Annotated in this window: 24 protein-coding genes; 23 read left to right on the forward strand and 1 reads right to left on the reverse strand. The window is 51.5% G+C overall.

The features are described 5' to 3' along the window. The first annotated feature begins 208 nt into the window (after window positions 1-208). Entirely contained in the window at window positions 209-538 is a 330-nt protein-coding gene (gene trxA / locus KTH89_RS23095) for a thioredoxin (protein ID WP_158348121.1), read from the forward strand. A 313-nt stretch (window positions 539-851) separates the two neighbouring features. On the opposite strand, the gene KTH89_RS23100 is transcribed toward trxA, so the two are convergent. After that, window positions 852-1,313 (reverse strand): FMN-binding protein, encoded by a 462-nt coding sequence (locus tag KTH89_RS23100; RefSeq protein WP_238723267.1) that lies wholly within the window; start codon window positions 1,311-1,313, stop codon window positions 852-854. A gap of 224 nt (window positions 1,314-1,537) precedes the next feature. Here KTH89_RS23100 and KTH89_RS23105 point away from each other — a divergent pair, with 224 nt between their 5' ends. The 22 genes from KTH89_RS23105 (at window position 1,538) to purD (ending at window position 26,461) form a co-directional block, all read left to right on the forward strand. After that, window positions 1,538-4,201 (forward strand): cation-translocating P-type ATPase, encoded by a 2,664-nt coding sequence (locus tag KTH89_RS23105; RefSeq protein ID WP_238723268.1) that lies wholly within the window; start codon window positions 1,538-1,540, stop codon window positions 4,199-4,201. A 156-nt stretch (window positions 4,202-4,357) separates the two neighbouring features. Then, on the forward strand, window positions 4,358-6,271 hold the full coding sequence (locus tag KTH89_RS23110) for an OPT family oligopeptide transporter (protein ID WP_158348125.1): 1,914 nt from the start codon (window positions 4,358-4,360) through the stop codon (window positions 6,269-6,271). 114 nt (window positions 6,272-6,385) lie between these two features. Next, window positions 6,386-8,281, forward strand: a complete 1,896-nt coding sequence (locus KTH89_RS23115) for an OPT family oligopeptide transporter (protein WP_238723269.1) — start codon at window positions 6,386-6,388, stop codon at window positions 8,279-8,281. A gap of 17 nt (window positions 8,282-8,298) precedes the next feature. Continuing rightward, entirely contained in the window at window positions 8,299-8,652 is a 354-nt protein-coding gene (locus KTH89_RS23120) for a PqqD family protein (RefSeq protein ID WP_238723270.1), read from the forward strand. Window positions 8,653-8,992: 340 nt separating this feature from the next. Beyond that, on the forward strand, window positions 8,993-9,625 hold the full coding sequence (hxlA, locus tag KTH89_RS23125; protein WP_238723271.1) for a 3-hexulose-6-phosphate synthase: 633 nt from the start codon (window positions 8,993-8,995) through the stop codon (window positions 9,623-9,625). Between the two features lie 160 nt (window positions 9,626-9,785). After that, entirely contained in the window at window positions 9,786-10,739 is a 954-nt protein-coding gene (locus KTH89_RS23130) for a C39 family peptidase (RefSeq protein WP_238723272.1), read from the forward strand. A 717-nt stretch (window positions 10,740-11,456) separates the two neighbouring features. Continuing rightward, window positions 11,457-12,401: a sugar kinase gene (locus KTH89_RS23135; protein WP_238723273.1), complete on the forward strand. Its 945-nt coding sequence runs from the start codon at window positions 11,457-11,459 to the stop codon at window positions 12,399-12,401. 574 nt (window positions 12,402-12,975) lie between these two features. Continuing rightward, the gene (locus tag KTH89_RS23140; RefSeq protein ID WP_238723274.1) at window positions 12,976-14,268 is read left to right on the forward strand and encodes a dihydroorotase; all 1,293 of its coding nucleotides are present in this window, start codon (window positions 12,976-12,978) and stop codon (window positions 14,266-14,268) included. 39 nt (window positions 14,269-14,307) lie between these two features. Next, on the forward strand, window positions 14,308-15,240 hold the full coding sequence (gene pyrF / locus KTH89_RS23145) for an orotidine-5'-phosphate decarboxylase (protein WP_238723275.1): 933 nt from the start codon (window positions 14,308-14,310) through the stop codon (window positions 15,238-15,240). Between the two features lie 43 nt (window positions 15,241-15,283). Then, window positions 15,284-16,045, forward strand: coding sequence for a dihydroorotate dehydrogenase electron transfer subunit (locus KTH89_RS23150; protein ID WP_238723276.1), 762 nt, complete (start codon window positions 15,284-15,286; stop codon window positions 16,043-16,045). Next, on the forward strand, window positions 16,045-16,947 hold the full coding sequence (locus KTH89_RS23155; RefSeq protein WP_158348161.1) for a dihydroorotate dehydrogenase: 903 nt from the start codon (window positions 16,045-16,047) through the stop codon (window positions 16,945-16,947). The genes KTH89_RS23150 and KTH89_RS23155 overlap by 1 nt, the downstream gene beginning before the upstream one ends. Window positions 16,948-17,049: 102 nt before the next feature. After that, entirely contained in the window at window positions 17,050-17,727 is a 678-nt protein-coding gene (gene pyrE / locus KTH89_RS23160; RefSeq protein ID WP_158348141.1) for an orotate phosphoribosyltransferase, read from the forward strand. Between the two features lie 59 nt (window positions 17,728-17,786). Beyond that, on the forward strand, window positions 17,787-17,939 hold the full coding sequence (locus KTH89_RS23165) for a hypothetical protein (RefSeq protein ID WP_238723277.1): 153 nt from the start codon (window positions 17,787-17,789) through the stop codon (window positions 17,937-17,939). Between the two features lie 135 nt (window positions 17,940-18,074). Next, a complete protein-coding gene (locus KTH89_RS23170; protein WP_238723278.1) occupies window positions 18,075-18,536 on the forward strand; it encodes a VanZ family protein in 462 nt (153 codons plus the stop codon). Further along, on the forward strand, window positions 18,529-18,843 hold the full coding sequence (locus KTH89_RS23175; RefSeq protein ID WP_158348143.1) for a DUF6142 family protein: 315 nt from the start codon (window positions 18,529-18,531) through the stop codon (window positions 18,841-18,843). Before KTH89_RS23170 ends, KTH89_RS23175 begins: the two co-directional genes overlap by 8 nt. Before the next feature lie 148 nt (window positions 18,844-18,991). Continuing rightward, window positions 18,992-19,576: an HD domain-containing protein gene (locus tag KTH89_RS23180; protein ID WP_158348145.1), complete on the forward strand. Its 585-nt coding sequence runs from the start codon at window positions 18,992-18,994 to the stop codon at window positions 19,574-19,576. Continuing rightward, window positions 19,573-21,648, forward strand: coding sequence for an aminopeptidase (locus KTH89_RS23185; RefSeq protein WP_238723279.1), 2,076 nt, complete (start codon window positions 19,573-19,575; stop codon window positions 21,646-21,648). The genes KTH89_RS23180 and KTH89_RS23185 overlap by 4 nt, the downstream gene beginning before the upstream one ends. A 234-nt stretch (window positions 21,649-21,882) precedes the next feature. Beyond that, window positions 21,883-23,010 (forward strand): 5-(carboxyamino)imidazole ribonucleotide synthase, encoded by a 1,128-nt coding sequence (locus KTH89_RS23190; RefSeq protein WP_238723280.1) that lies wholly within the window; start codon window positions 21,883-21,885, stop codon window positions 23,008-23,010. Window positions 23,011-23,031: 21 nt separating this feature from the next. Further along, entirely contained in the window at window positions 23,032-23,547 is a 516-nt protein-coding gene (gene purE, locus KTH89_RS23195) for a 5-(carboxyamino)imidazole ribonucleotide mutase (RefSeq protein WP_158348151.1), read from the forward strand. Between the two features lie 27 nt (window positions 23,548-23,574). After that, on the forward strand, window positions 23,575-24,600 hold the full coding sequence (gene purM, locus KTH89_RS23200) for a phosphoribosylformylglycinamidine cyclo-ligase (RefSeq protein WP_158348153.1): 1,026 nt from the start codon (window positions 23,575-23,577) through the stop codon (window positions 24,598-24,600). Then, window positions 24,594-25,193 carry a phosphoribosylglycinamide formyltransferase gene (gene purN, locus KTH89_RS23205; RefSeq protein WP_158348155.1) on the forward strand — a complete coding sequence of 200 codons (600 nt, stop codon included), beginning with the start codon at window positions 24,594-24,596 and terminating at the stop codon, window positions 25,191-25,193. Before purM ends, purN begins: the two co-directional genes overlap by 7 nt. Continuing rightward, window positions 25,190-26,461: a phosphoribosylamine--glycine ligase gene (purD, locus tag KTH89_RS23210; protein ID WP_238723281.1), complete on the forward strand. Its 1,272-nt coding sequence runs from the start codon at window positions 25,190-25,192 to the stop codon at window positions 26,459-26,461. Before purN ends, purD begins: the two co-directional genes overlap by 4 nt. Window positions 26,462-26,572 lie beyond the last annotated feature (111 nt).

Here is a 26,572-nt window from a genome sequence, read left to right on the forward strand (position 1 = left end):
TCATCCATATGCAGTATCTCCACAACATCCTTAGTCTGCTACAAGTATACCACACTCGGACTAAAAAACATCTATTTTCAACTAATTTTGGAAAGAACCAAAAAAGTATTGACAAGCTTAAATGTAACCTCTATAATTACAGTATAAACTGAAAACAAATTAGTTACAGTAAGCTCAAGTGTATATCAAGAAACGGAGGAGAAAATATATGTCAGCAATTACAATAACGGAAGAAAACTTTACACAAAAAACAAAGGGGTCAATTCCCCTGCTAGTTGATTTCTGGGCACCCTGGTGCGGTTACTGCCGGGCAATCGCTCCGGCCGTAGAGCAGCTCGCCCAAGATTACGAATCCCGCATCATAGTCGGCAAAATAAATATCGACGAACAAATGAAGATCGCCGAGAAATATCAGATCATGACCATCCCCACCCTAATTCTTTTCAAAGACGGAAACGCCAGCCAGCCTCTGGTCGCTCCCAAAAACCGGAGCCAAATCGAAACCTGGCTAAAAGAACAGGGAGTACAATTAGACTAAATAAACTTAAAAAATGTACTGTTCGAAATACCCCCAACCATTCTTCGAACAATACACAATATCCCTCCTTGAAAAACATCATTTACAGGAGCAGCCGGCAGCAATGCCAGCCGCTCCTTTTTCCGTTCCACAGACCGTACCCACTACGTTAAAAGCTCCAAAAAGACAAACCACTATACCATAAAAACCTCCGAGAGCACATGTCACTATGCCATAAGCAAGAGTAGGGGGAGCTGAGGGCCGACGGAAACAGCCCCCTTTCGGTCTTAGTTCCCCCGGCCCTCAGCTCCCCCGGCCCTTACTCCCCCGGCCCTTACTCCTCCTCCGGATCAGGAACCAAAGCCTTATTCAGCGCAGACGCAATAGCATCCATCAGCACCGTAGAAGTATACTGATTACTCTGCGAATATGTAATATCGTTCAGGGACTGTTTTTCAATAATCTGGTTCGCCAGATCATCCAAAGAAGGCTGTATGAGCGGATACATAGTGGTGACCGTTTCACTTAAGTTCTTTAGTTCAATGGAATTGATATGGTCTTCATCCACGACCACTTCAACATCAATGGCGTTGTCATTCAATTTAATGGAAGATGAATAGACACCTGCGACATATTTTGAAGTAGGAGCGGCAGCCTCTTTGTTCCCTTTCCCCCCTTTACCGGGCAGGAACATAAAAATAAGCAGTAATATCAGAAGGATTCCCAGTACAACAAAAATACCGGTATAGATAACCTCCTTCATATGTAACACCACTATTTTCGTCTTAGAGCTCATGGAAGGCCCTCCTATCGTTTTCTTTTTACATCTTATTATGGAAAGAAGGAAAATATTCATTTCTTGTGAGAAAAAGCAGATCCTAATTTTGGAGGCAGCCAAAAGCTGCCGGATCTTTTGTCTGTTTGGTATACAACTACCGGTTTTCACATACTCTAACAACAATTGCGGCTGACTTTTGTATATGATACAATGTGTTTTATATTAGGAAGGAGGAGTACGGAATGTTTCATAATAAACCGCTGGCCCAGATACTGGAACAGTTCCAGGCAGATCCGGGCCGGGGACTGACTTCGGCGGAGGCTGCCGGCCGAAGAGAAAAGTACGGACCCAATAAGCTGAAAGAGGGAAAGAAGAAAAGCCTGCTGCAGCTGTTTGCGGCCCAGTTAAACGATCCGTTAATCTACATTCTGCTGATCGCCGCGGTGATCTCAGGATTTATGGGCGAGATCAACGATACGGTGATCATCAGCTTGGTGGTGATACTGAACGCGGTGATCGGTGTCTCCCAGGAAGCCAAGGCTGAAAAATCTATGGAGGCGCTGCAGAAACTCTCTGCTCCCAGGGCGTACGTGGTTCGGGACGGGGAAATAAAAGAGATGGCGTCGGAGGAGATCGTGCCGGGGGACATCGTCGTGCTGGATGCCGGACGGTATATACCGTGCGATATCCGGCTGATAGAGACGGCGAATCTGCAGGTGGAGGAGTCGGCGCTTACCGGGGAGTCGGTTCCGGTGAATAAGGACGCCGGCCTTACGCTTGATGCGGAAAATATCCCTTTGGGGGATATGAAAAATATGGCGTTTTCTTCCACACTGATAACCAACGGCAGAGGTACCGGGGTAGCGGTGGCGACAGGGATGGACACCCAGATCGGTCATATTGCCAATATGCTGGGGGAAGCGGATGAGAAGACCCCGCTTCAGAAGAAGCTGGCGGAGATTGGTAAGCTGCTTGGAATCGTGGCGCTCATTGTGTGCGTGGCTATGTTCGGTATCGCCATGCTGCAAAAAAGAGACTTATTCCAGATGTTCATGACCGCGATTTCCCTGGCCGTGGCGGCTATCCCGGAGGGGATGCCGGCGATCGTCTCCATCGTGCTGGCCATGGGCGTCCAGCGCATGGTTAAGAAAAACGCGATTATCAGGAAGCTGCCTTCCGTGGAAACGCTGGGCGCGGTCAATTTTATCTGTTCCGATAAGACCGGGACGCTGACCCAGAACCGGATGACCGTTATGAAATGTTTCGTGAACCGGAAGATTATAGAGGAACCGCAGATGTCTTCGGATGACCCGGTACAGCGTCTGCTGATCGAAAACCTGGTGCTCTGTTCCGATGCCACTTCAGGGCCTGAGGGAAGCACGGGGGATCCGACCGAGGTGGCCCTTATTGATCTTGGAAATAAACACGGAATTCGGAAGGAAGATTGGAACGAAAAACATCAGAGGGTCAACGAGGCTCCGTTTGACTCGGACCGTAAGCTTATGTCTACCGTAAATGTCTATGGGGACCAATATTACGTTATGACCAAGGGGGCCACGGATCAGCTGCTCAAGAAATCGGAAAGCGCTCTGATCGACGGACGGACAGTACCTATGACAGAAGCTCTTGCCGCAGAATTTATGGCTGCCGCGGACGCATTTTCCGATCAGGCGCTCAGAGTGCTGGGGGCCGCCTACAAGGAGACGGACCAGGAGGAACTCACCCAGGAGGAGATGGAGAGCGGTCTTATTTTCATCGGCCTGGCGGCCATGATCGATCCGCCGCGGATGGAAGTGAAGGATTCCATAGCCACCTGCTGTAATTCCGGCATATCCACCGTGATGATAACCGGCGACCATCAGAAAACCGCTTTTGCCATAGCAAAAGAACTGGGCATCGCTCACACTCAGGAGCAGGTCATGCCGGGGGTGGAGCTGGATCAGTATACGGATGAGGAGCTGATCGAGCGGGTAAAAAATGTCCGGGTATTTGCCAGGGTATCCCCGGAGCACAAGGTTAGGATCGTAAAGGCATTCAAAGGAAGCGGCAACATCGTATCCATGACCGGAGACGGGGTCAACGACGCGCCCTCCCTGAAAGCCGCGGATATCGGGGTGGCTATGGGAATCACGGGTACCGATGTGGCGAAGGGCGCTTCGGATATTATACTGACGGATGATAATTTTTCCACCATTGTTACAGCGGTGGAAGAGGGAAGGAATATATATGCAAATATCAAAAAGTCAATTATATTCCTGCTTTCCTGCAATATCGGTGAGATTATCGCGCTGTTCCTGGCTACCTTGATGGCCTGGATGACACCGCTTCAGTCCATCCATCTGCTGTGGGTGAATCTGATTACCGATACGCTGCCGGCGCTGTCGCTCGGTGTGGATCCGGGTGATGCGGATATTATGAAGGTAAAACCAAGAGATCCAAAAGAGAGCCTGTTCCATGGAAGAAAGGCGTTCCTGATCTTGAACGGGGCGCTGATCGGGCTTATGACCCTGACGGCCTTTGCTATCGGAGCGATGCGTTATTCCGGCGAGTGGAGCCTGCATGTGCTGCACATCGGCAATCTGTCCGGGGATACGCTGACCCATGCCCAGACTATGGCCTTTGTGGTGCTGGCGGTTTCCCAGTTATTCCATTCGCTGAATTTAAGAAGCGAGACCAAGAGTATTTTCCAGGTGGGATTATTCTCCAATAAATATCTGACCGGCTCCATTGTCCTTGGCATCCTGATTCAATTTGTAGTGATCAGCGTACCGCCGCTGGCGGCTGCCTTTGACGTTTTTCACCTGACGCATATCGATTGGATTTTTGTATTGGGACTTTCGCTGGTGCCTGTAATTGTGAACGAAATTGTTAAAATATTTTTACGGATGAAAAACAGAAAAAGTTAATGAAAAGCAACAAAAAAGATGGAAATATATAGAATTTTCCGTCTTTTTTGTTGGGAATTATGGCAAAAAAACAGGAAAAACCAATAAAAGGTTTGCTAGGATGTTAAGAGTATGTTAAAATTATCCCGTACAAAATAAATAAGAGGAGAGGGAAAGATGAAAGACGACAAGCAATTCAAACCGTTTATACCAGCGGATCGAATATTGCCGGAAATGACAGTGACATCCGTTATTGTGGGTATCCTTCTGGCCGTATTATTCGGTGGTGCAAATGCGTACCTGGGTCTTCGCGTAGGTATGACCGTATCTGCTTCTATTCCGGCAGCGGTTATCTCTATGGGTATTATCCGGGTCATTATGCGGCGGAATTCCATTCTGGAGAACAATATGGTTCAGACCATCGGTTCAGCCGGAGAATCCGTTGCGGCAGGCGCTATCTTTACCTTACCGGTTTTGTTCATGTGGGCCGACGAGTGGAACGTCAGCGCTCCATCCTTGATCGAAATCGGACTGATCGCCTTAGTCGGCGGTGTGTTAGGCGTCCTGTTTATGGTACCGCTTCGGAAAGCGTTAATTGTTCAGGAGCATGGTACCCTGCCTTATCCCGAGGGTAAGGCCTGTGCGGAAGTATTACTGGCAGGAGAAGAAGGAGGAGCGAAAGCTTCCACCGTATTCGCCGGTCTTGGTATTGCCGCCGGTTACAAATTTATCGCTGATGGATTAAAGATTTTCCCCAGCGAAGTGCATTATGAGATTACCCCTTACAAAGGCTCCGGTATTGGGATGGACGTGCTTCCAGCTCTGGCGGGCGTAGGTTACATCTGCGGACCTAAGATTTCTTCCTATCTGCTGGCCGGCGGCTGTGTCGCATGGCTGGTGCTGATGCCTTTGATCGCTCTGTTCGGCGGGGATGCGATCCTTTATCCCGGATCAACCCCCATCAGTGAGATGGGTTCCTTTGACATCTGGGGCAGCTATATCCGTTACATAGGTGCCGGTGCGGTTGCGGCCGGCGGTATTATGAGCCTGATCAAGTCTCTGCCGATGATCGTCACTACCTTTAAAGATGCCATGAAAGGCTACGGAAAAGGAAAAGGCGGCAGCGACCTGCGTACCGAACAGGATCTCCCGACAGCCGGCGTGCTGATCGCGGCACTGGTAGTCGCAGTTATTATCTGGCTGCTTCCTCCTATTCCGGTGAATCTGCTGGGAGCCCTGATTATCGTTATTTTTGGTTTCTTCTTTGCTACCGTGTCCTCCCGTATGGTGGGGCTGATCGGAAGCAGCAACAACCCGGTCTCCGGTATGGCTATCGCGACGCTTCTGGTTTCCGCCATTATCATGCGCTCCGTCAGCGGAACGGGTCACAGCAGCTATACGGCGGTAATTGCCATCGGCGCGATCATCTGTATCATCGCTGCTATCGCAGGCGATACCTCTCAGGATTTGAAGACCGGCTATATCGTGGGCGCTACGCCTAAAAAACAGCAGATCGGCGAGCTGATCGGTGTCATCGCATCCGCAGTGGCCATTGGCGCGATTCTGTATCTGTTTAACGCGGCATGGCAATACGGTACTCCGGAGCTGCCCGCGCCTCAGGCGATGCTGATGAAGATGGTTGTGGAAGGCGTTATGAACGCGAACCTTCCCTGGGTACTGGTATTTGCAGGTGTATTTATTGCGATTGTGGTGGAGATTCTGGGTATCCCGGTGCTTCCCTTCGCTGTCGGCCTGTATCTGCCGATCCATCTGAGTACGCCGATGATGGTAGGCGGCCTGGTACGTCTGTTCCTGGAGAAGAGAAAGAAAACCGATCCCGAGAAAAAGAAGAATATGGTCAACAACGGTGTCCTGTACTCTTCCGGCTTGATTGCGGGAGAAGGATTGATCGGTATTTTGCTGGCGGTGTTCGCTGTCATCAAAATCAACGGGAAATCCATCGGCGATATCATCAATCTTTCAGGGAAATTAAATCTGGGCAACATCGGTGGTTTAGTTTTCTTTGCCCTGATTATTGTAAGCATTTTTGCCTTCACTCTCTGGAAAAAAGAGAAAGCCGGCAAGAACTAAAAATTACTGGATATAGGTAAAACAGGAAATTATTATACATTGTTTTGTATTTTCCTCCCATACTATAATGAAACGGACAATGAGTGCCAATTCATAAAGGATGGGGATTGAGATATGAAACAGGAAAAAAGTTTTAAACCATTTGTCCCCGCGGAACGGGTACTGCCGGAATTTACGGTGGCGTCGATCGTCATCGGAATCCTGCTGGCAGTGGTCTTCGGCGGGGCAAATGCTTATCTGGGCCTTCGGGTGGGAATGACGGTGTCGGCGTCCATACCGGCTGCGGTGATCGCCATGGGAGTGATCCGGGTGATTCTGCGCAAGGATTCCATACTCGAGAGCAATATGGTACAGACCATCGGCTCAGCCGGTGAATCTGTGGCGGCGGGCGCGATTTTCACCCTGCCGGTATTATTTATGTGGGCAGAGCAGTGGGAGACACTGCCTCCGTCCTTTTGGACCATTACCATAATCGCGTTGTTTGGAGGAGTTCTTGGGATCTTATTTATGGTACCGCTGCGGCGGGCCCTGATCGTTCAGGAACACGGCGTCCTTCCGTATCCCGAGGGAACCGCCTGTGCGGAGGTTCTGCTGGCGGGGGAGGAGGGAGGCTCCAAAGCCTCCACGGTATTCGCGGGACTTGGAATTGCCGCCGCATACAAATTCGTGGCGGACGGACTGAAGCTGTTCCCCAGCGAGGTCCACTACGAGTTAAACGCCTATAAGGGAAGCGGGGCAGGGGTGGACGTATTGCCGGCGTTAATCGGCGTAGGCTATATCTGCGGACCGAAGATTTCCTCTTATATGCTGGCCGGCGGAGTTCTGGCCTGGTTTGTGCTGATGCCGCTGTTGAGCTTTTTCGGGCAGGACGCGGTTCTCTTTCCGGGTACGGACCCCATAAGCTCCATGGATTCCTTTACGATCTGGACCAAATACATCCGGTACATCGGGGCGGGAGCGGTAGCAGCCGGGGGGATCATAAGCCTGATCAAGTCCCTGCCTCTGATCGTCCGGACCTTCGGCCAGGCGCTGAAGGGATATGGAAAGGGAGAGGCCAGTATGCTTCGTACCGATAAGGATCTGCCTATGAGAGGCATCCTGCTGGTGATTCTGGCCATGGCGGTTCTGATCTGGCTATTGCCGGCGTTCCCGGTCAACCTGCTGGGAGCGGTTCTGATCGTGGTGTTCGGTTTCTTCTTCGCAACGGTGTCCTCCAGAATGGTCGGGCTGGTCGGCAGCAGCAACAATCCGGTATCGGGAATGGCCATTGCCACGCTGCTGTTTTCCACAATGGCGCTTAAGGCCACCGGGTCCGTCGGACATTCCGGGATGATCGGCGCTATCGCTATCGGTTCCATTATCTGTATGATCGCGGCCATCGCCGGGGACACATCCCAGGACTTAAAGACCGGATATATCCTGGGCGCCACGCCAAGAAGGCAGCAGATCGGGGAACTGATCGGTGTGGGAGCCTCCGCGGTCACGATCGGCGGCGTATTATATCTGCTCCACACGGCGTGGGGATACGGCTCCACCCAGCTGCCGGCGCCCCAGGCCACGCTGATGAAAATGGTGGTGGAGGGCGTAATGGAAGGGAATCTTCCGTGGGTGCTGGTGATTGCGGGAGCCGGTATCGCCATTATGGCGGAGATCTTACGGATGCCGGTACTGCCCTTTGCCGTGGGCTTGTATCTTCCGGTTCACTTAAGCGCCGGAATCATGGCGGGCGGTCTTGTACGGTTATATTTGGAAAAGAAAAAGAATCTTCCGGAAGAACACAAAAAGGGAATGATCGAACGCGGTGTGCTGTACTGTTCCGGCCTGATCGCCGGAGAGGGGCTTGTGGGAATCCTGCTGGCCGTGCTGGCCATCATTCCGATCGGCGCGGTGACACTTGGTGAGAAAATAGACCTGTCCGAAATCCTGAATCTGGGGAATATCGGAGGACTGGCGGCGTTCGCGCTGCTGATCTGGTCACTTATCCTGTTCGCGAAACGGAAGGCGAAATAGACAAAGGATGTGAGAGCATGTCAAAGAAGACAGTATTACCCGGAAACTATATGGACTATGTGCCTATGAAGAATCCGGAGTACAAATGGGAGACCAATGAGAAGGGGCGGGTGGTGATCGACGAGCCTAATGTGGGATTCTTCAACCGCATAGCCCAGAAATTTTTCCACCGGCCCAAAGTAAGCCACATACAGCTGGATGCCTATGGGAGCTTTGTCTGGCAGCAGATCGATGGTAAGAACACCATCTATGACATCTCGGAGCTTGTTAAGGCGGAGTTTGGCAAGAAAGCGGAGCCGGTACTGAACCGGCTGGTAGAATTTTTCCGGATATTAAAGTTTCATCATTTTATTATCTACAAAAATGATTGAGCGCCGGAAGCTATATGAAATTAAAAATCGGATTCAGGCGGAAGCCTCAGGCCCGGGAGCGTGTGTTGCGTTCCCGGGCCTGAGGCTTCTGCCGTTGTCTTTTTCTGCCGTTGTTTTCCCGGCAATTACCTCAATTTTCCTTGACTTTCCTGTCGTTTGATGCTCGGATATTGATTATGATTTTTTTCATGAATTTTGGAATGTAAGATAAACATGGACATTTTTCTCGAAAATTATTAAACTAAGATAGAACGGCCGTCCCCATAATATCAGGGCGGAGCTAACAAAACAAATGACTTACCTGGATTCTATTCTATAAATGACAGAAAAGGAGCATAACATGAGATTACAAATAGCGTTTGATATGGTATCAATCGAAGAAGCGTTGGAAATGGCAGAAAAAATACACGATATTATTGATATTGTAGAAATTGGAACACCGATGATTATCAAATATGGCATGCAGCCGGTGAAGCGTATGAAAGAAAGATTTCCACAATTGACGGTTCTGGCGGACACCAAAATCGCCGACGGCGGTGAAATCGAGGCCCGCTATGCAGTCGAGGCCGGCGCAGATATCGTGACCGTTCTGGCCGTAGCCGCCGATAATACGATAACAGGGGCAAAGAACGTGGTTCATAAAGCCGGAAAAGAGCTGTATGTGGATCTGCTGAGCACTCCGGATATCATCCAAAGATCCAAAGAACTTGAGACAATGGGCGTCGATTATATCGGTGTACATACTGCGGTGGATGTGCAGCAGTCCGGAACAACACCCTTTAACGACCTGAAGAAATTGTCGGAGACGGTCAGTCATACCAGGATAGCAGCCGCAGGCGGGATCACGCTGGACACCCTTTCGTTAGCCATGTTAAGCCATCCCGATGTGATCATAGCCGGGGGAGGGCTGACAAGCGCCCCGGATCTTCGCGCAGCTGTTCTGGCATTTCAAAATAAAATGGCTGATCGGTAATCGATAAAGAAATGAGTTAATATGCCGGATGCGATATAAAATTCATAAATTAGAAAGAATTTACGCCCCGGAAATTAAGAAATTACTAAGGAAGTAATTCGAAAATAAATGAAGAGAACGGATATAATAAGGGCATACCGAAATAAAGGAGGATGCCCCAATGACATCGAGCGAGGCAGTTAAAAAAAGGACAATGAAAAAGGCCAGAAGAAAACACAGACGCAGAAGGAGAGCCAGGGCATATCTGCTGAAATTCGTGCTTGTCTGCGGACTGCTGATTCTGGGATTAACCGGATTGCGTTATGGTTTGAATCGTATAGCGAATCAATTCAAGGAATGGCAGCAGCCATATCTGACCGAAAATTCACAGCCTTCGGACGACAGCCTGTCCGTCAACGTCTCCTCCATGGATATCGACAATTCAATCCTCCAACAGCTGCAAACAATGGATCTGCCCTCCTCCCAGCTAAAACAAATCACCAACCATATCGAAGAGTATCCGGAAAGAATGCTGGAAGCTTTGACAAAAAATGAAGAGCTGCTGGATTACGTACTTGCCTACCCGGAAAACAAAGACCGGAGCGACAAGGAACAGCCGATTGATCTGAACAAAGACTATGAGGAGGGCAAAATTCCATTTTTCCTTCAGTGGGATTCCAGATGGGGCTACCATTCCTACGGCACGGAAGGCCTTATCGGGCTGGACGGCTGCGGGCCTACCTGCCTGTCCATGGTAATCGTCGGATTAACCCAGGACCTGCAGAAGAATCCCCAGGCGGTAGCATCCTTCAGTGTGGAAAACGGATACCTGGACCCATCCGCCGGGACCACCTGGGCTCTTATGACCACAGGCGCCAGGCAGCTGGGAATCCAGGCGGAAGAAATCCGCCTGGATGAGTCCGTCATGAAAAATGAGCTTTCCCAGGGACATCCCATCATCTGCAGTATGCGGCCGGGTGACTTCACCACCACCGGACATTTTATCGTATTAACTGGTTACCGGGATGGGGAATTCACGGTCAACGACCCAAACAGCCGAAGCCGAAGCTCCCGGACATGGTCATATTCCGAGCTGAGCCATCAGATCAAAAATCTTTGGGCCTTTTCCCTGTGAGGGCTCCGCATGGGGGGCTCCGCGCGCGGGGGCGGAAATCCCGTGGAAGCGGATGGGAAACAGGGGGACTCCCGGCCGGGCGGTGGCGGTGGGGGAAACGGAGCGTTTGCTTTCTGCGGGCTTAGGGCTTGCGCTGGCAGCTGCTAAGTGAAATCCGGGCGGCAGATTCAGGAACCGAGCCTATTCACCAGGAACACGTGACGTGTTCCCGGTTCAGAGGCTCTTGCCCGTCGGACGTGAAGTCCGCCGTGCATCCTGAATCTGCCGCCCGGATTTCACTAAGCAACTGCGCAGCCGCCCTATGCCCGCGGAAAGCAAACGCTCCGTTCCCCCCACCGCCACCGCCCGGCCGGGAGTCCCCCTGTTTCCCATCCGCTTCCACGGGATTTCCTTGACTGGTGCATGGATGGAGGGGGCATCAAATACGAATTTAAAACTGATTTTTGGACGTTGCAGGTCTGAATGGGGTGTGCTAGAATGAAGACAGAAGTTATATAATGAAGATAGAAATTATATATGGAAGCTTAGCCCTTGAACCCGGAGACAGGCAGCGGTAAACAGTAGGTGTATCGTGGTTGGTCCGGGACATTTTTTGCCGATATACGGGGATAGTTTGGTTGGCAGGATTGGGACGCGGGCGTTGAGGGATGGGCAGGACTTACTTGAAAAACAGGCAGTTTTGATGAGTTGTTAGATGACTTAAGGGAGGAAGATGAAGTGAAAGAAATATGGACCATGGGGGAGACGATCTGCGAGATTATGCGGCCGGAGGTAGATATGCCTCTTGAGCGGACCGGCGAATTCACAGGGCCTTTCCCTTCGGGAGCACCGGCTATTTTTGCGGATACTGTGGCCAAGATGGGATATGTCAGCGGAATGATCGGCCGGGTCGGAGATGATGAGTTCGGCGTCTGCATCCGGAAACGCCTGGAGGAAGACCGGGTGAATTGCTCTTTGCTGTCGACGGACCCGATCCTGTCGACCGGCGTAGCCTTTGTCTCCTACGACCGGAACGGAGAGCGGAAATTTATTTTCCATATGGGAAATTCCGCGGCGGGGAATCTGAGCGTTCCGAAGGAACTGCCGGAGAATGTAGGTATTTTCCATATTATGGGCTGTAGTCTGACTTCATCAAAGAAAATGGCGGAAAGCATTTTACAAACCATGAAAGCTTTATACGAAGAGGGAGCCATGATCACATTTGATCCCAACGTGCGGATCGAGATCCTGAAAGAAACAGACTTAATGTCCAGTGTCCTGCCCATTTTGGAATACACTACCGTATTCATGCCGGGTCTCCACGAGCTTCTGACTATTTTCGAGACCGACTCGCCGGATGAAGCCATAGACCAGGTTTTCCAATACCCCAACATAAAGGTTCTGGTCCTGAAACAAGGCAAAAAAGGCGCCCAGATCATAACCCGGGAAACCCATTTGGATGTTCCGATCTGCAAAGTCCGTGCCAAAGACCCCACCGGCGCCGGGGACAGCTTCGATGCAGCCTTCCTCTGCGGCTACCTAAGCGGCCTTCCCCTTAAGACCTGCGCCAGACAGGCATCCGCAGCGGCGGCCCTGAATACAGCGGCCTTCGGCCCCATGGAAGGAATCATCACCCCTGGCCGCGTAACCGACCTGATCCGCCAAAATTACGAAGCCCAATAAACCAAATACCCTGTGGAAACAAAGCGTTCCAGCCACAAATCCATCAGACCCATCAGATCCAACACCAAGTTACAAAAATAGCGAACAAGACTCCGCAAGTTTACCGCCCGAAAGCTACCCCCCAAAATCCCAAACTCCCCAATGACTTTAAGGATTTCTAAAAAATCCACTGACCATTTGAACTAAGCGATTACCAGAGTAGGGAGGAGAGGGCAGGGGCTGGGGCCGCCGGGGGGAAAACTCGTGGGGCGGAATCGCTTGAGGCCGGGCCTTAGAACGGGTTGCGCAGATGATGGGAGAACCTCGCAGGGACTGGAACACTGTCCGAGCCGTATTTTGGCGAGTTTGTTCCGGTCCCTGCCAATAAGAGGTTCTCCCATCATCGGAGCTACCCGTTCTTAGGTCCGGCCGAAGCGATTCCGCCCCACGAGTTTTCCCCCCGGCGGCCCCAGCCCCTGCCCTCTCCTCCCGTCCCTAGAACAAAGCCCCCCAAAAATTTCAGTCCCCCCCGTTGCAGAGGGTAAACACGTATGTTAAAATAAGACAGATAAATAAATTCAGGAAGGAATCCATTATGAAGCTATTGATAAAGCAAGGAAGAATTCTGGACCCGGCGACAGGCACCGATGGTATCTATGATATGCTGATAGAAGACGGTAAGATTAGAGAAATTTCTGAAAATATCCGGTCAACAGCAGATGCCACAGTAAATGCGGCGGGTTGTTTTGTGATGCCAGGCTTTATTGACCTGCACGTACATCTGAGGGAACCGGGTCTGACCCATAAGGAAACGATTATGACCGGTCAAAGAGCCGCAGCCCGGGGAGGATTTACCACGATCTGCGCGATGCCGAATACGAAACCGGTGATCGATAACCCAGACCGTGCCAGCTTTGTGCATAATAAAGCACGCCATACCGGAAAGGTGCGGGTGTACCAGATCGGAGCTGTGACGCAAGGACAAGCCGGAGAGAACCTGTCCGATATCGAGGGAATGGTCCGGGCCGGCGTGCCCGCGATCAGCGAGGACGGCAAATCGGTGATGAACGCGGGACTCTATGAGGAGGCCATGAAGATCGCGGCTGCTCTTGGGATTCCGGTATTTGCCCATTGCGAGGATATCACCATGGTAAAAGGCGGGGTGATCAACGCGGATAAGAAGGCGAACGAGCTGTGCCTGCCGGGAATCACGAATGCGGTGGAGGACGTGATCGTGGCAAGGGATATTCTGCTGGCCAAGTCTACGGGCGTGAAGCTGCATCTGTGCCATTGCTCCACCAGGGACAGTGTCGAGATGGTGCGCCAGGCGAAGAAAGCGGGGCTTCCGGTAACTGCAGAGGTGTGTCCGCACCACTTTACCCTTACGTCCGATGATATTCCGGGATATGACTCGAATTATAAGATGAATCCTCCGCTTCGGTCACGGGAGGATGTGGACGCGTTAATCGGGGGACTTGCGGACGGCACGCTGGATGTGATCGCCACAGACCACGCGCCTCATGCGGAAAATGAAAAATCCAAATCCATGCTGAAAGCGCCGTTTGGCATCGTGGGACTTGAGACTGCCGCCGCTTTGACGTATTCGGAACTGGTGGACAAGGGATTTTTGACGCCGCTTCAGATGGCTGAGAAAATGAGCTATCAGCCGGCGAGGGTTCTGAATATAGAGCGGGGCACTCTGGCAGAGGGTAGTGTGGCGGATCTGGTAATATTTGACCCGGAAGCGGAATATGCCATTGATGCAGAACGTTTTGAGTCAAAAGGCAAGAATACGCCGTTCCACGGCAGAAAAGTTAAGGGCCGGGTGGCTTATACAGTTATTGCAGGGGAAATCGTCTATTCCCCGGAGGATGAAGTTTCACTTTAAGATTTTATGGCGCAGTACATGCGCACTGGAGGAAAAAAGATGATAGATAAACTGGTAGCGAAAATACAAAAAACAAACGCCCCTATTGTAGTGGGGCTGGATCCCATGCTGGCTTATGTCCCGGATCACATTAAGGAGGCGGCTTATCGGGAGCACGGAGAAACGTTAAAAGGGGCGGCTGAAGCAATCTGGGAGTTTAACCGCAGAATCGTGGACGCGGTGGCGGATCTGATCCCGGCTGTGAAGCCCCAGATCGCCATGTATGAGCAGTTCGGCATCGAGGGCCTGATTGCTTTCCAGAAGACCGTTTCCTATTGTAAATCCAAAGACCTGGTTGTGATCGGAGATGTGAAGCGCGGGGATATTGGTTCCACTTCGGCTGCTTACGCGGCAGGGCACCTGGGCCATGTGGAAGTGGGCGGTAACGTGTATGCCCCGTTTGACGAAGATTTTATTACGGTGAATCCTTATCTGGGAACAGATGGTATCAAACCGTTTACCGATATCTGTAAAAAAGAGAACAAAGGCTTATTTATTCTGGTGAAGACCTCGAATCCTTCCAGCGGAGAGTTCCAGGACCGCCTGGTGGACGGCAGGCCGCTATATGAGCTGGTGGCCGATATGGTGAATCAGTGGGGGGCGGATCTGACCGGAAGCTGCGGTTACAGCGCCGTGGGCGCTGTGGTAGGCGCGACCTATCCCGAGATTGGCAAGGTACTGCGCAAGGTGATGCCCAAGTCCTATATCCTGGTGCCGGGTTATGGCGCTCAGGGCGGAAAAGGCGCGGATCTGGCGCACTATTTTAATGAGGACGGGCTGGGAGCCATCGTCAATTCTTCCCGGGGAATTATTGCGGCTTATAAACAGGAGGCGTACGCTTCCTTTGGCGCGGAGCATTTTGAAGAGGCGTCCAGACAGGCGGTGCTTGATATGATCGCCGATATTGACGGCGCTTTGAAGGCCGCGAAATAAGTACAAAAGGCTGGCCGTAACGATTGCGGCACTGGAGGAAGACATGAACGAAAAAAGGGAAGCCCTGGTTTTGAGTCAGGGAGAAATAGCTAAGGATATTTATGATCTGTGGATCAAGCAGCCGGAGATTGCCGGGGCAGCCAGGCCGGGACAGTTTGTGATGATTTACTGTGAAGATAATAGCAGACTGTTGCCGCGGCCCATAAGCATCTGCGAGGTGAACGCGGAGAAAGGCCATCTGCGGCTGGTGTACCGGATCGCCGGGGAAGGAACGGCGGAATTTTCAAAACTGGTATCCGCGGACCGGGTTAAGGTGATGGGGCCTTTGGGAAATGGATTTCCCCTGATCACAAAAAAAGCAATACTGGTGGGCGGCGGAATCGGGATTCCGCCCATGCTGGAACTGGCCAGGCGGCTTAAAGGTGAGAAGCAGATCGTACTGGGATACCGGGATGAGCGGTTCCTTGACAAGGACCTGGAACGGTTCGGCCGGGTATGGATCGCCACGGAGGACGGCAGCGCCGGGACCAAAGGTACGGTCATAGACGCGATCAAGGAACATAAGCTGGAGGCGGAAGTGATCTACGCCTGCGGACCCACCCCCATGCTAAAAGCGCTGCAAAAATACGCCATTGTCCACAATATAGAATGCTACCTGTCCCTGGAAGAGCGGATGGCCTGCGGGATCGGAGCCTGTCTGGCCTGTGTGTGCAAGTCGGTGGGCAGGGATGAACATACCAATGTGCACAATAAGCGCGTATGCAAGGACGGGCCGGTATTTGAGGCGAGGGAGGTAGAGCTTTGATGAATCTGAGTGTAAATATTGCCGGAGTGGAACTGAAGAATCCGGTTATGCCTGCCTCCGGCACCTTTGGGTCCGGGTTGGAATACAGTGATTTTGTGAATTTGAGCGAGCTGGGCGCGGTAGTCACCAAAGGGGTCTCCAACGTGCCCTGGATCGGCAATGATACCCCGAGGATCGCGGAGACAAAAAGCGGTATGCTCAATGCGGTGGGGCTGCAGAATCCGGGGGTGGACCTGTTTCTGGAGCGGGACATTCCTTACCTGAAAAAATATGATACAAAGATTATCGTAAATGTCTGCGGAAAGACGACGGAAGAATACTGTGAAGTGGTGGAGCGCCTTTCAGACGCGCCGGTGGACCTGCTGGAGATCAATATATCCTGTCCGAACGTGAAGGCGGGTGGCATTGCTTTTGGCCAGGACCCGGAGTGCGCCATGGCGATAACGCAGGAAGTGAAAAAGTATGCGAAACAGCCCATTATTATGAAATTGAGCCCGAACGTCACAGATATCACCGAGATGGCCAAAGCCGTGGAAGCGGGGGGGGCGGACGCGATTTCCCTCATCAATACGCTGACCGGGATGAAGATCGATGTGCACAGACAAAAATTCGTATTGGCCAACCGGACCGGAGGGCTGTCGGGGCCGGCGATCAAGCCCGTTGCAGTTCGCATGGTATATCAGGTGTTCCGGGCTGTGGATGTGCCGATTATCGGCATGGGCGGCATCGCATCTGCCGAGGACGCTCTGGAATTTATCCTGGCAGGGGCCACAGCGGTAGCGGTGGGGACTGCTAATTTTCATAATCCGGCCATCATGCCGGAGATTATCCAGGGTTTGGCAAACTATATGAAAAAATATAAAATTTCAGATATCCAGGATCTGATCGGTGTGGTAGAATGAGTATTGTTATAAGCGGAAGAAAATGAATATTTGTTTATGGGAACCGCTTATAGTTCGTTATATTTCACAAAGATCGGAAACAGGTAATAGGAGGATAAAAACGTGGAACAATATAAGCAGGAATTTATCGAATTCATGGTGGATTGCGGCGTGTTGAAGTTCGGGGATTTTGTTACCAAGAGCGGAAGAAAAACGCCATTTTTTGTGAATACCGGATTCTACCGGACAGGCTCCCAACTGCGTAAGCTGGGGGAATATTATGCGAAAGCGATAAAGAACAGCTACGGTGTGGAGTTTGACGTGCTGTTCGGGCCGGCTTACAAGGGAATTCCCCTGTCGGTGGCCGCTGCCATGGCGCTTTCCGAGTTTTACGGCGCGGACATCCGTTATTGTTCCAACCGCAAAGAGGTCAAGGATCATGGGGATACCGGTATCTTGCTGGGCAGCCCGATGCAGGACCAGGATAAAGTGGTAATTATTGAGGATGTGACCACGGCGGGCACTTCCATCCAGGAGACATTGCCGATCATCAAGGCCCAGGGCGATGTACAGGTGGTCGGAATGGTCGTATCCGTGGACCGTATGGAGCGCGGGCAGGGAACAAAGAGCGCTCTGGCTGAGATTCAGGAGACCTATGGTTTTCCCACTACGGCCATCGTAACTATGGCGGAGGTGATCGAACATCTGTATAACCGTCCGTACAAGGGGAAAGTCATTATCGATGATACATTAAAATCCGCCATCGACGCATATTATGTACAATATGGAGCACAGGCGTAATCAAGCCTCAAAGCACCATTTCAATAAGATGAGAAAAAGATCATACAGGAGGAATCAGCATGAGCGAAAGAGTGTATAAAACCATGAGTAGAGCTGGAGCCAGCAGCCTGGTTCTGGGAATTATATTGATGGTCACCGGTATCACAGCCGGAATTATGATGGTTGTCAATGGGGCAAGACTGTTAAACAGGAAATCGGATATCATTATTTAAGATGACGAAAGACGGCCGGGAGAATATCTAAGAGCGCTTTGTGGACGCTATTCATATTCCCGGCCGCCGTCTGATTTCCAGACGTTTAAGAAATAGAAGGCAGATGCCCGGGACAGGAGATTGGGGTATGTTGGAGTGAAAAAAAGTACTGCAAAAATTATCAAGACGGCAGGGATGCTGTTGTTTCTTTTATATATCATCGGCCTGGTGTATTTTATGTTCTTTGCCGAAGAATACGGCCGGATGCCGGGGGAGCGGACGTACAGCTATAATCTGGTCCTGTTCCAGGAAATCAAAAGATTTATCAAATACCGGGATGTCTTAGGACCGATGGCAGTGCTTACGAATCTGGTGGGGAATGTCGTGGGTTTTATGCCTTTTGGGTTTATTTTACCGATTATCCACCGGGGCAGCAGGCAGTTTCTGTGGATCACCCTGCTGACGTTCCAGTTAAGCCTGCTGATCGAAGTGACCCAGTTGATTTTCAAGGTGGGCAGCTTTGATGTGGATGATCTTCTGCTCAACACCATAGGCGGTATGCTGGGATATCTGGTATTCTGGATTTGCAATAAGATAAGGAGAAAGTATATTGGCTAAAAAAAGAGGATATAAGTTCACAAATAAGCGGCACTCCGGAAAAGGAATCTTTTCTACGGTAGTAGCCGCGTTGTCGATTGTATTGTTTGGTTTGATGATCTATCTGTCCTACCGGAGCAAAGGGAGCGGCGAGCTGTATATCGGCTCTGTCGGCGTAGTGGCCATCATTATGGCTGCCGTTGGGCTGGTCTATGGACTGCGGGGATTCCAGGAAAAAGAACGGTATAAGCTGTTCCCGACTCTGGGGTCGCTTATGTCGGTGCTGATCCTGGCTGTGTGGGTTGGGATTTATCTGATCGGTTTTTAGGGTGTGCAACTGGCGGGAAGGAAATTTCACGGCCGGAGGGTTTTTTAATAGCGGGAATGAATGTTCAAGGATGGAAATGAATGTTCGGGCACGCTCCGGGACAGGGGATCTGAAACGGAGAAAACATAGAAAAGAATGGGGGATTTTCATGGAACGTTTAGACAAGCAAATAGAATTTATCCTGGAAGCGGATAAGGAAAAAAATATCATGCGTCAGACTTATATTGCTGATGGCAGCAGAAAGGAAAACGATGCGGAGCATTCCTGGCATCTTGCCCTTATGTGTTACCTGCTGGCGGAGCACGCCAACGAACCCATCGACGTGGCGAGAACCATGGCAATGGTCCTGATGCATGATATGATTGAGATCGACGCGGGGGATACCTATGCCTACGACAGCGCGGGGAACGACACCAAAAGAGAGCGGGAGCTGAAGGCGGCGGAGCGGATCTTCCATCTGCTTCCGGAGGATCAGGCGGCGGACGTCAGAGGGCTTTGGGATGAATTTGAGGAAGGAAAGACTCCGGAGGCCAGGTTCGCCAACACGCTGGACAAAGTGCAGCCGCTTCTTCTGAATGACCGTTCCGGCGGAGAGTCCTGGAGGGAACACGGCGTGAGTCAGGAACAGGTGATCCGGCGGAATGCCCGCACGCCGGAGGGATCGCGGAAACTCTGGGAATATTGCCTGCCATTGATTGCGAAGAATGTGAAAGAAGGGAATTTGAAGCCATGATAGATAAGGAACGGGCGGAATGGATCCGGGCGCGCTATGCGTTGGCCATTGAGCGGATCCGGGAGATCGCCGGGGAAGAGGTCATCGAAGGTCCGGGCCGAGACTATTTTCAGAAGACGGCCGGTTTCCTGGTGGAAATGGATCTATTGCTGGAGATGATCGAGGGAAAGCGCTTTAGGCGCATGTCCCTGTCTGAAATGCAGGAATTGAACCGGGAACTGTACCGGGATATCCTGCCGGAACATTACGGTCACAGTTATGCCAATCCTGCGTATGCGGCTGAGAAACTGGGAACGGAATACGGCAGCCTGCTGTGCTTTCTCTATACGGAGCTTCGGGGGGCGATCCCCTGTGCGTTTGAAATGCAGGCTTATGATGAGGAACGGCTGCTTCATATGGTCATACTGTATGAACTGTTTCTTCAGGTCTACGCGGGATTTACCGACGATCCGGCGCAGACGCCGGAGGAGATCCGCCAGATGATCTACTGGCATATGAGCGATTACAGCGATGTGCTGGTGCCCTATCGGATCCGGCAGCAGTTAGATCCGTCGCTTGATTTTGCCACAGATATTATTTTACACAGCCAGCTGATGGATCTTCGCTATCTCTACCGCTACGGGGAGTACATTTCCGATAATGAACTCAAGCTGGCTTCTTATCTGAACAGTCTTTCACAGGAAAAGATTGATGCCATGGCCCGGACTTATACGGAAGGGTACCGGATCGGATTTGTTAACACCGGAAAGGATATTTCCAAAAAATCCGTGGTGAACATCCGCTATCCCATCGGCTTTGAGCGGGTGGTGCGTTCCGCTATCGGGTATTTTGAAGACATGGGGCTTAAACCTGCGATTTACCGCATAGCGTACCACAGTGTGAACAAACGGCAGAATCTGAGGATCGGGTACTGCGCCACCTCGCCAAACAAACAGTATGACTACGACCACAAGGACGACGCGGCCATTTATCTGGATAAGAAGTATGTTACCCGGAAACTGGAAGTGACCCGCCAGGCGTTTGAAGAATACAAAGAGCTGGCATATGGGCATGCGGGGCCTGCCTGCATCGAGGTATTCGGGGAAGAGCCCTTTACTCCGGAAAATAAGGCTGAGGCCTGCCGTCTGACCGATAAGCAGCAGAAGCTTATGGTCTACTGCCAGAATGAGGCGGGACAGATTACCAACGAATACATCAAAGGGGATGAGCGCAGTTTTACGATTATTGCGTTTCCGCTTCCGGAGATCGGTAAGGATTTTACTGAAATCTTCGATGAAATCGTCAGGATCAATACGTTGGATTATGTCTTATATCAAACGATCCAGCAAAAGCTGATCGATGCTTTAGACGGGGGAGCCTATGTCCATATACTGGGCGCGGGCGCAAATGAGACGGATCTGAAGGTGGCGTTAAAACCGCTCGCCGATACCGCGCGGGAAACCGTGTTCGAAAACTGTGTGGCCGATGTGAATATCCCGGTGGGAGAGGTGTTCACCTCCCCGGTCCTGAAGGGCACCGAAGGCGTCTTGCATGTGAGCCGTGTCTATCTGAACGAACTGGAATACCGGGGATTGCAGATCGCTTTTAAGGACGGGTGTGTGTCCGATTATACCTGCACGAATTTTGACAATGAGGAAGAGAATAAAACATATATCCGGGAAAATGTGTTGTACCATCATGATACCCTGCCCATGGGTGAGTTCGCGATCGGCACGAACACTACGGCCTATGTTATGGCGCGCCGGTATGGAATCGAAGATAAGCTTCCGATTCTGATCGCGGAGAAGATGGGGCCTCATTTCGCGGTGGGAGATACCTGCTATAGCTGGGAAGAAGATACGAAGACCTATAATCCGGACGGGAAGGAGATCATCGCTAAGGAGAACGAGATCTCAGCGCTTAGAAAAGAGGACATTAGTAAGGCTTATTTCAACTGCCATACGGATATTACGATTCCTTATGATGAGCTGGCGGAGATAGCTGTGGTGTATCCGGATGGAGATAGGTGTGAGATTATTAAGGATGGGCGGTTTGTTCTCGCGGGGACGGAAAAGCTGAACGAGCCATTCTGATCAATGGGGACATGTCCCAAACTGAAACGGACATGTCCCAAACCGAAATGGACATGTCCCAAACTGGAATGGACATGTCCCAAATCAGAATGGACATGTCCCCCGTTACCGCTGGATTATCTTGATCGCCCATTGACAAACGTAAGAAACCCTAGTAGAATTACTTATATAAATAGAGAAACATATAAGCACAACTTATTAATATCCATCACAAGAAAAGAGAGCGGAAGATATATGAAAAAAATTGGCATAGTGGGCGGCGGCCAGCTGGGGAAAATGATGATTCTGGATGCCAAGCGTCTGGACTATTATTTTGTCATTGTGGACCCGACCGAGCATTGTCCCGCGCACGGTATTGCGGATGAGCACATCGTAGCCGGTTTTGAAGATGTGGCCGCTATTAAGGCAATGGCGGAAAAGGTAGACGTGGTCACCTATGAGTTCGAACATATCAGTCTGGAGGCATTGCAGCAGCTGGAGGCAAAAGGGCATAAAGTCTATCCGTCCAGCGAGACTCTGTCCCACATACAGAATAAGCTGGAACAGAAGAAGTGGCTCAGGGATCACGGTATCCCGGTTCCGGCTTTCCTGGAGATTCCGGACCGGGAGGCTCTTAGTAAGGCCCATGAGGTGTTTGGCTATCCCATGATGTTGAAAACCTGTACCGGCGGCTATGATGGAAAAGGCAATGCGTTGATCCGGGAAGCCGGAGACGAAGAGGAAGCCTATCAGGCGTTGGGCGGCGGCAGCCTTCCGCTGATGGTGGAGGAGTGTATCCCCTTCGAGAAGGAAGTGTCGGTGCTGGCCTGCAGAAGTACCAATGGCGAGGTGGCGGTATTCCCGGTAGCGGAAAATGTACATAAGAACAGTATCCTGGACGAAACCACCGTACCGGCGGATATTTTGGACAGCACGGCCGGGGAGGCCTGGGAAGTGGCCAGGGCCTGTACGAAAGCGGTCAATGCATACGGGATGCTCTGCGTAGAATTGTTTGTGACTAAGGACGGGCATGTTCTGGTAAATGAGCTGGCGCCCAGACCGCATAATTCCGGACACTATACCATTGAAGGCTGTTATACATCCCAGTACGAAAACCATATTCGGGCGATATTGGGACTGCCCCTGGGGAATACGCAGCTGATCCGGCCGTCCGCGATGAAGAATTTGATCGGAGACCACAGCGGACCGGCAGAATTGACAGGGGTGGAAGAGGCATATCATAATCCCAATGTCAAGCTGCACATATATGGAAAAGAGACGGTATCGCCGGGACGGAAAATGGGACATATCACCGCAACCGGCAGCACCATTGAGGAAGCGTTAAAAGAAGTGCGTCAGGCGCACGCATGTATTCGATTCTGATTATACGGGAGGAGAAGCAGGATGAAACCAGTAGTTGGAATCATCATGGGCAGTGATTCGGATCTGCCGGTGATGGCTAAGGCAGCAGAAATGCTGGATCAGTTACAGGTACCCTATGAGTGTACCATCGTATCGGCGCACAGGACCCCCGACCGTCTGTGCGAATACGCAAAGCAGGCGGAGGAGCGGGGAATCCGTGTGATCATCGCGGGAGCAGGAGGAGCGGCGCACCTGCCGGGCATGACGGCGGCGATGACGGTGCTGCCGGTGATCGGAGTGCCGGTGCAGACCAAAGCATTAAGCGGCGTGGACTCCCTTTACAGCATTGTCCAGATGCCCCCGGGCATTCCGGTGGCTACCGTGGCGATCAACGGGGCCTTGAACGCGGCGCTGCTGGCAGCTAAGATCCTGGCTGTCAACGATTCGGAATTAAACGCCAGACTGAAAGAATACGCCGGTCAGCTGGAGGACAGTGTCCTTGGCAAAGCGGAAAAATTGGAAACGATCCATTATGAGGATTATCTGAAACAGATGTAACAGGATAACAAAAGTTGGAGGAAAATTATGGATTACAAAAAAGCGGGTGTCGATATCGAAGCCGGATATCGAGCGGTAGAGTTGATGAAAGAGCATGTGAAAGGGACGATGCGGCCGGAAGTGCTTACCGGACTGGGCGGTTTCTCCGGAGCCTTTTCCCTGGAGTCCTTTAAGAACATGGAAAAACCCACGCTGGTTTCCGGTACGGACGGTGTCGGTACCAAGTTAAAACTGGCGTTTTTGATGGACAAGCATAACACCATCGGTATCGACTGTGTAGCCATGTGTGTGAATGATATCGCCTGCGCGGGCGGGGAGCCTTTGTTTTTCCTGGATTATATCGCCTGCGGCAAAAATGAACCGGAGAAGATCGCATCCATCGTCAGCGGCGTGGCGGAAGGCTGTAAGCAGGCGGGAGCGGCCCTGATCGGCGGCGAGACGGCCGAAATGCCCGGATTCTATCCGGTGGACGAATATGACCTGGCCGGATTCGCGGTAGGAATCGTGGATGAGAAGGACCTGATCACCGGCCGGGACGCGAAACCCGGCGATGTGCTCATCGGTTTTGCCTCCTCCGGGATCCACAGCAACGGATATTCCCTTGTCCGCAAGGTGTTCAGTATGACAAAGGAAGCGCTGGATGTAACCTACGATTCCCTCGGATGTACGCTGGGAGAAGCACTTCTGTCCCCTACAAAAATATATGTAAAAGCTTTGAAGGCCGTAAAAGAAGCCGGCGTATCCATCAAAGCATGCAGCCATATCACCGGAGGCGGATTCTATGAAAATGTACCCCGGATGCTGCCGGACGGCGTCCGCGCGGTAGTGGAAAAGAACAGTTATCCGATTCCTCCTATATTTGACATGTTATCCAGCGACGGCGATATCGAGGAGGAAATGATGTACAATACCTTCAACATGGGCATCGGTATGATGATCGCGGTATCCCCCGATCAGGCGGACCGGGCGGTGGAAGCCGTAAAGGCGGCCGGAGAGATCCCTTACCTGATCGGTAAACTGGAAGCCGGTGAAAAAGGAGTAACCCTATGCTAGATCTGGTAGTGCTGGTGTCCGGAGGCGGAACAAACCTGCAGGCTATTATCGATGCCATTGATAACGGAACTATAACCAATGCCAGAATCCGCGCGGTGATCAGCAATAATCAAAACGCTTACGCGCTGGAGCGGGCCAGGCGGCATGGAATCGAAGCCGTATGTGTCTCTCCGAAGGAATACGCGGACAGGGAGCTGTTTAATCAGGCTTTTTTGGATACGGTTGATGCTTATCAGCCGGGGCTTATTGTTCTGGCCGGATTCCTGGTAGTTATTCCACCGGCCATGATACAAAAATATGAGAAAAAAATAATCAATATACATCCTTCCCTGATCCCTTCCTTCTGCGGCACCGGATATTACGGGCTTAAGGTGCACGAGGCGGCTCTTACTAGAGGGGTAAAGATAACGGGAGCCACGGTGCACTATGTGGACGAGGGGACGGATACAGGTCCGATTCTATTGCAGAAAGCGGTGGAAGTGCGGGAAGGCGACACCCCTCAGGAGTTGCAGCGAAGAGTAATGGAAGAGGCGGAATGGGTGATTCTGCCGGAGGCGATTCAGTTGATAGCGAACGGGAGGAAAGAAGCATGAAAGTACTCATAATCGGAAGCGGCGGACGGGAGCATGTTCTCGCATGGAAAATATCCCGGAATCCGGAAGTGAAGGAAATATACTGCGCGCCCGGGAACGGCGGAATCGCGCAGATTGCGCAGTGCGTGGATATCGGCGTGATGGATTTTGAAAAACAGGTGGCTTTCGCGAAAGAAAAGCAGATCGATCTGACCATCGTAGCCATGGATGATCCTCTGGTAGGGGGCGCGGTGGACGCTTTTGAAGCCGCGGGCCTGAAGGCTTTCGGACCCAGAGCGAACGCAGCGGTCCTGGAAGGTTCCAAGGCATTTTCCAAAGATCTGATGAAAAAATATAAGATTCCCACCGCAGGCTATGAAAATTTCGACGATCCGAAGGAAGCCCTTCAATATCTGGAGACAGCCAAATTCCCTATCGTGCTGAAGGCGGATGGACTAGCTCTTGGCAAAGGGGTGCTGATCTGCCAGAACCTGCAGGAAGCCAGAGACGGTGTAAAGACCATCATGGAAGATAAACAGTTCGGCAGCGCCGGAAACCGTCTGGTGATCGAGGAGTTCATGACCGGACGGGAAGTATCGGTCCTCTCCTTCGTGGACGGGAAGACCGTCAAAACCATGACGTCCGCCCAGGACCATAAAAGAGCCATGGACGGGGACCAGGGCTTGAATACCGGCGGTATGGGGACCTTTTCCCCCAGCCCGTTTTACACCAAAGAAGTGGATGAATTCTGCCAGAAATATATCTATCAGGCAACGGTAGACGCCATGGCCGCAGAAGGCCGTCCCTTTGTGGGAATCATCTTCTTTGGCTTGATGCTGACGGAAGAAGGACCGAAGGTATTAGAATATAATGCCAGATTCGGTGATCCGGAAGCGCAGGTAGTGCTTCCAAGAATGAAAAATGATATGATCGAAGTGGTGGAAGCCTGCATGGAAGGCAGACTGGACCAGATCGACCTGCAGTTTGAGGATAACGCCGCGGTTTGTGTGGTGCTGGCCTCCGACGGATACCCGGTGAAATACGAAAAGGGCTTTCCGATCCATGGACTGGAGAACTTTACGGATAAAGACGGCTACTATGTATTCCATGCCGGTACCAAGGCGACCCCGGAAGGGATCGTTACGAATGGAGGAAGGGTCCTGGGAGTCACGGCCAAAGGGGCGGACTTAAAACAGGCCCGGGCCAATGCCTACGAGGCTGTGAAGTGGATTGATTTTGAGAATAAATATTGCAGATCGGATATAGGTAAGGCCATCGACGAAGTATAATAAAATGAGAGACAAGTCGGATAAAAGCTCCGGAGGACGGGTGGCAGGTTCTTCCTGGGGGTTAGGTATGCCCGCTGTTTAAAACAGGGGACATACCTAACCCCCAGGAAG

Origin of the sequence: Diplocloster agilis (genome assembly GCF_019042275.1) — a bacterium.
Lineage (GTDB): Bacteria > Bacillota > Clostridia > Lachnospirales > Lachnospiraceae > Diplocloster > Diplocloster agilis.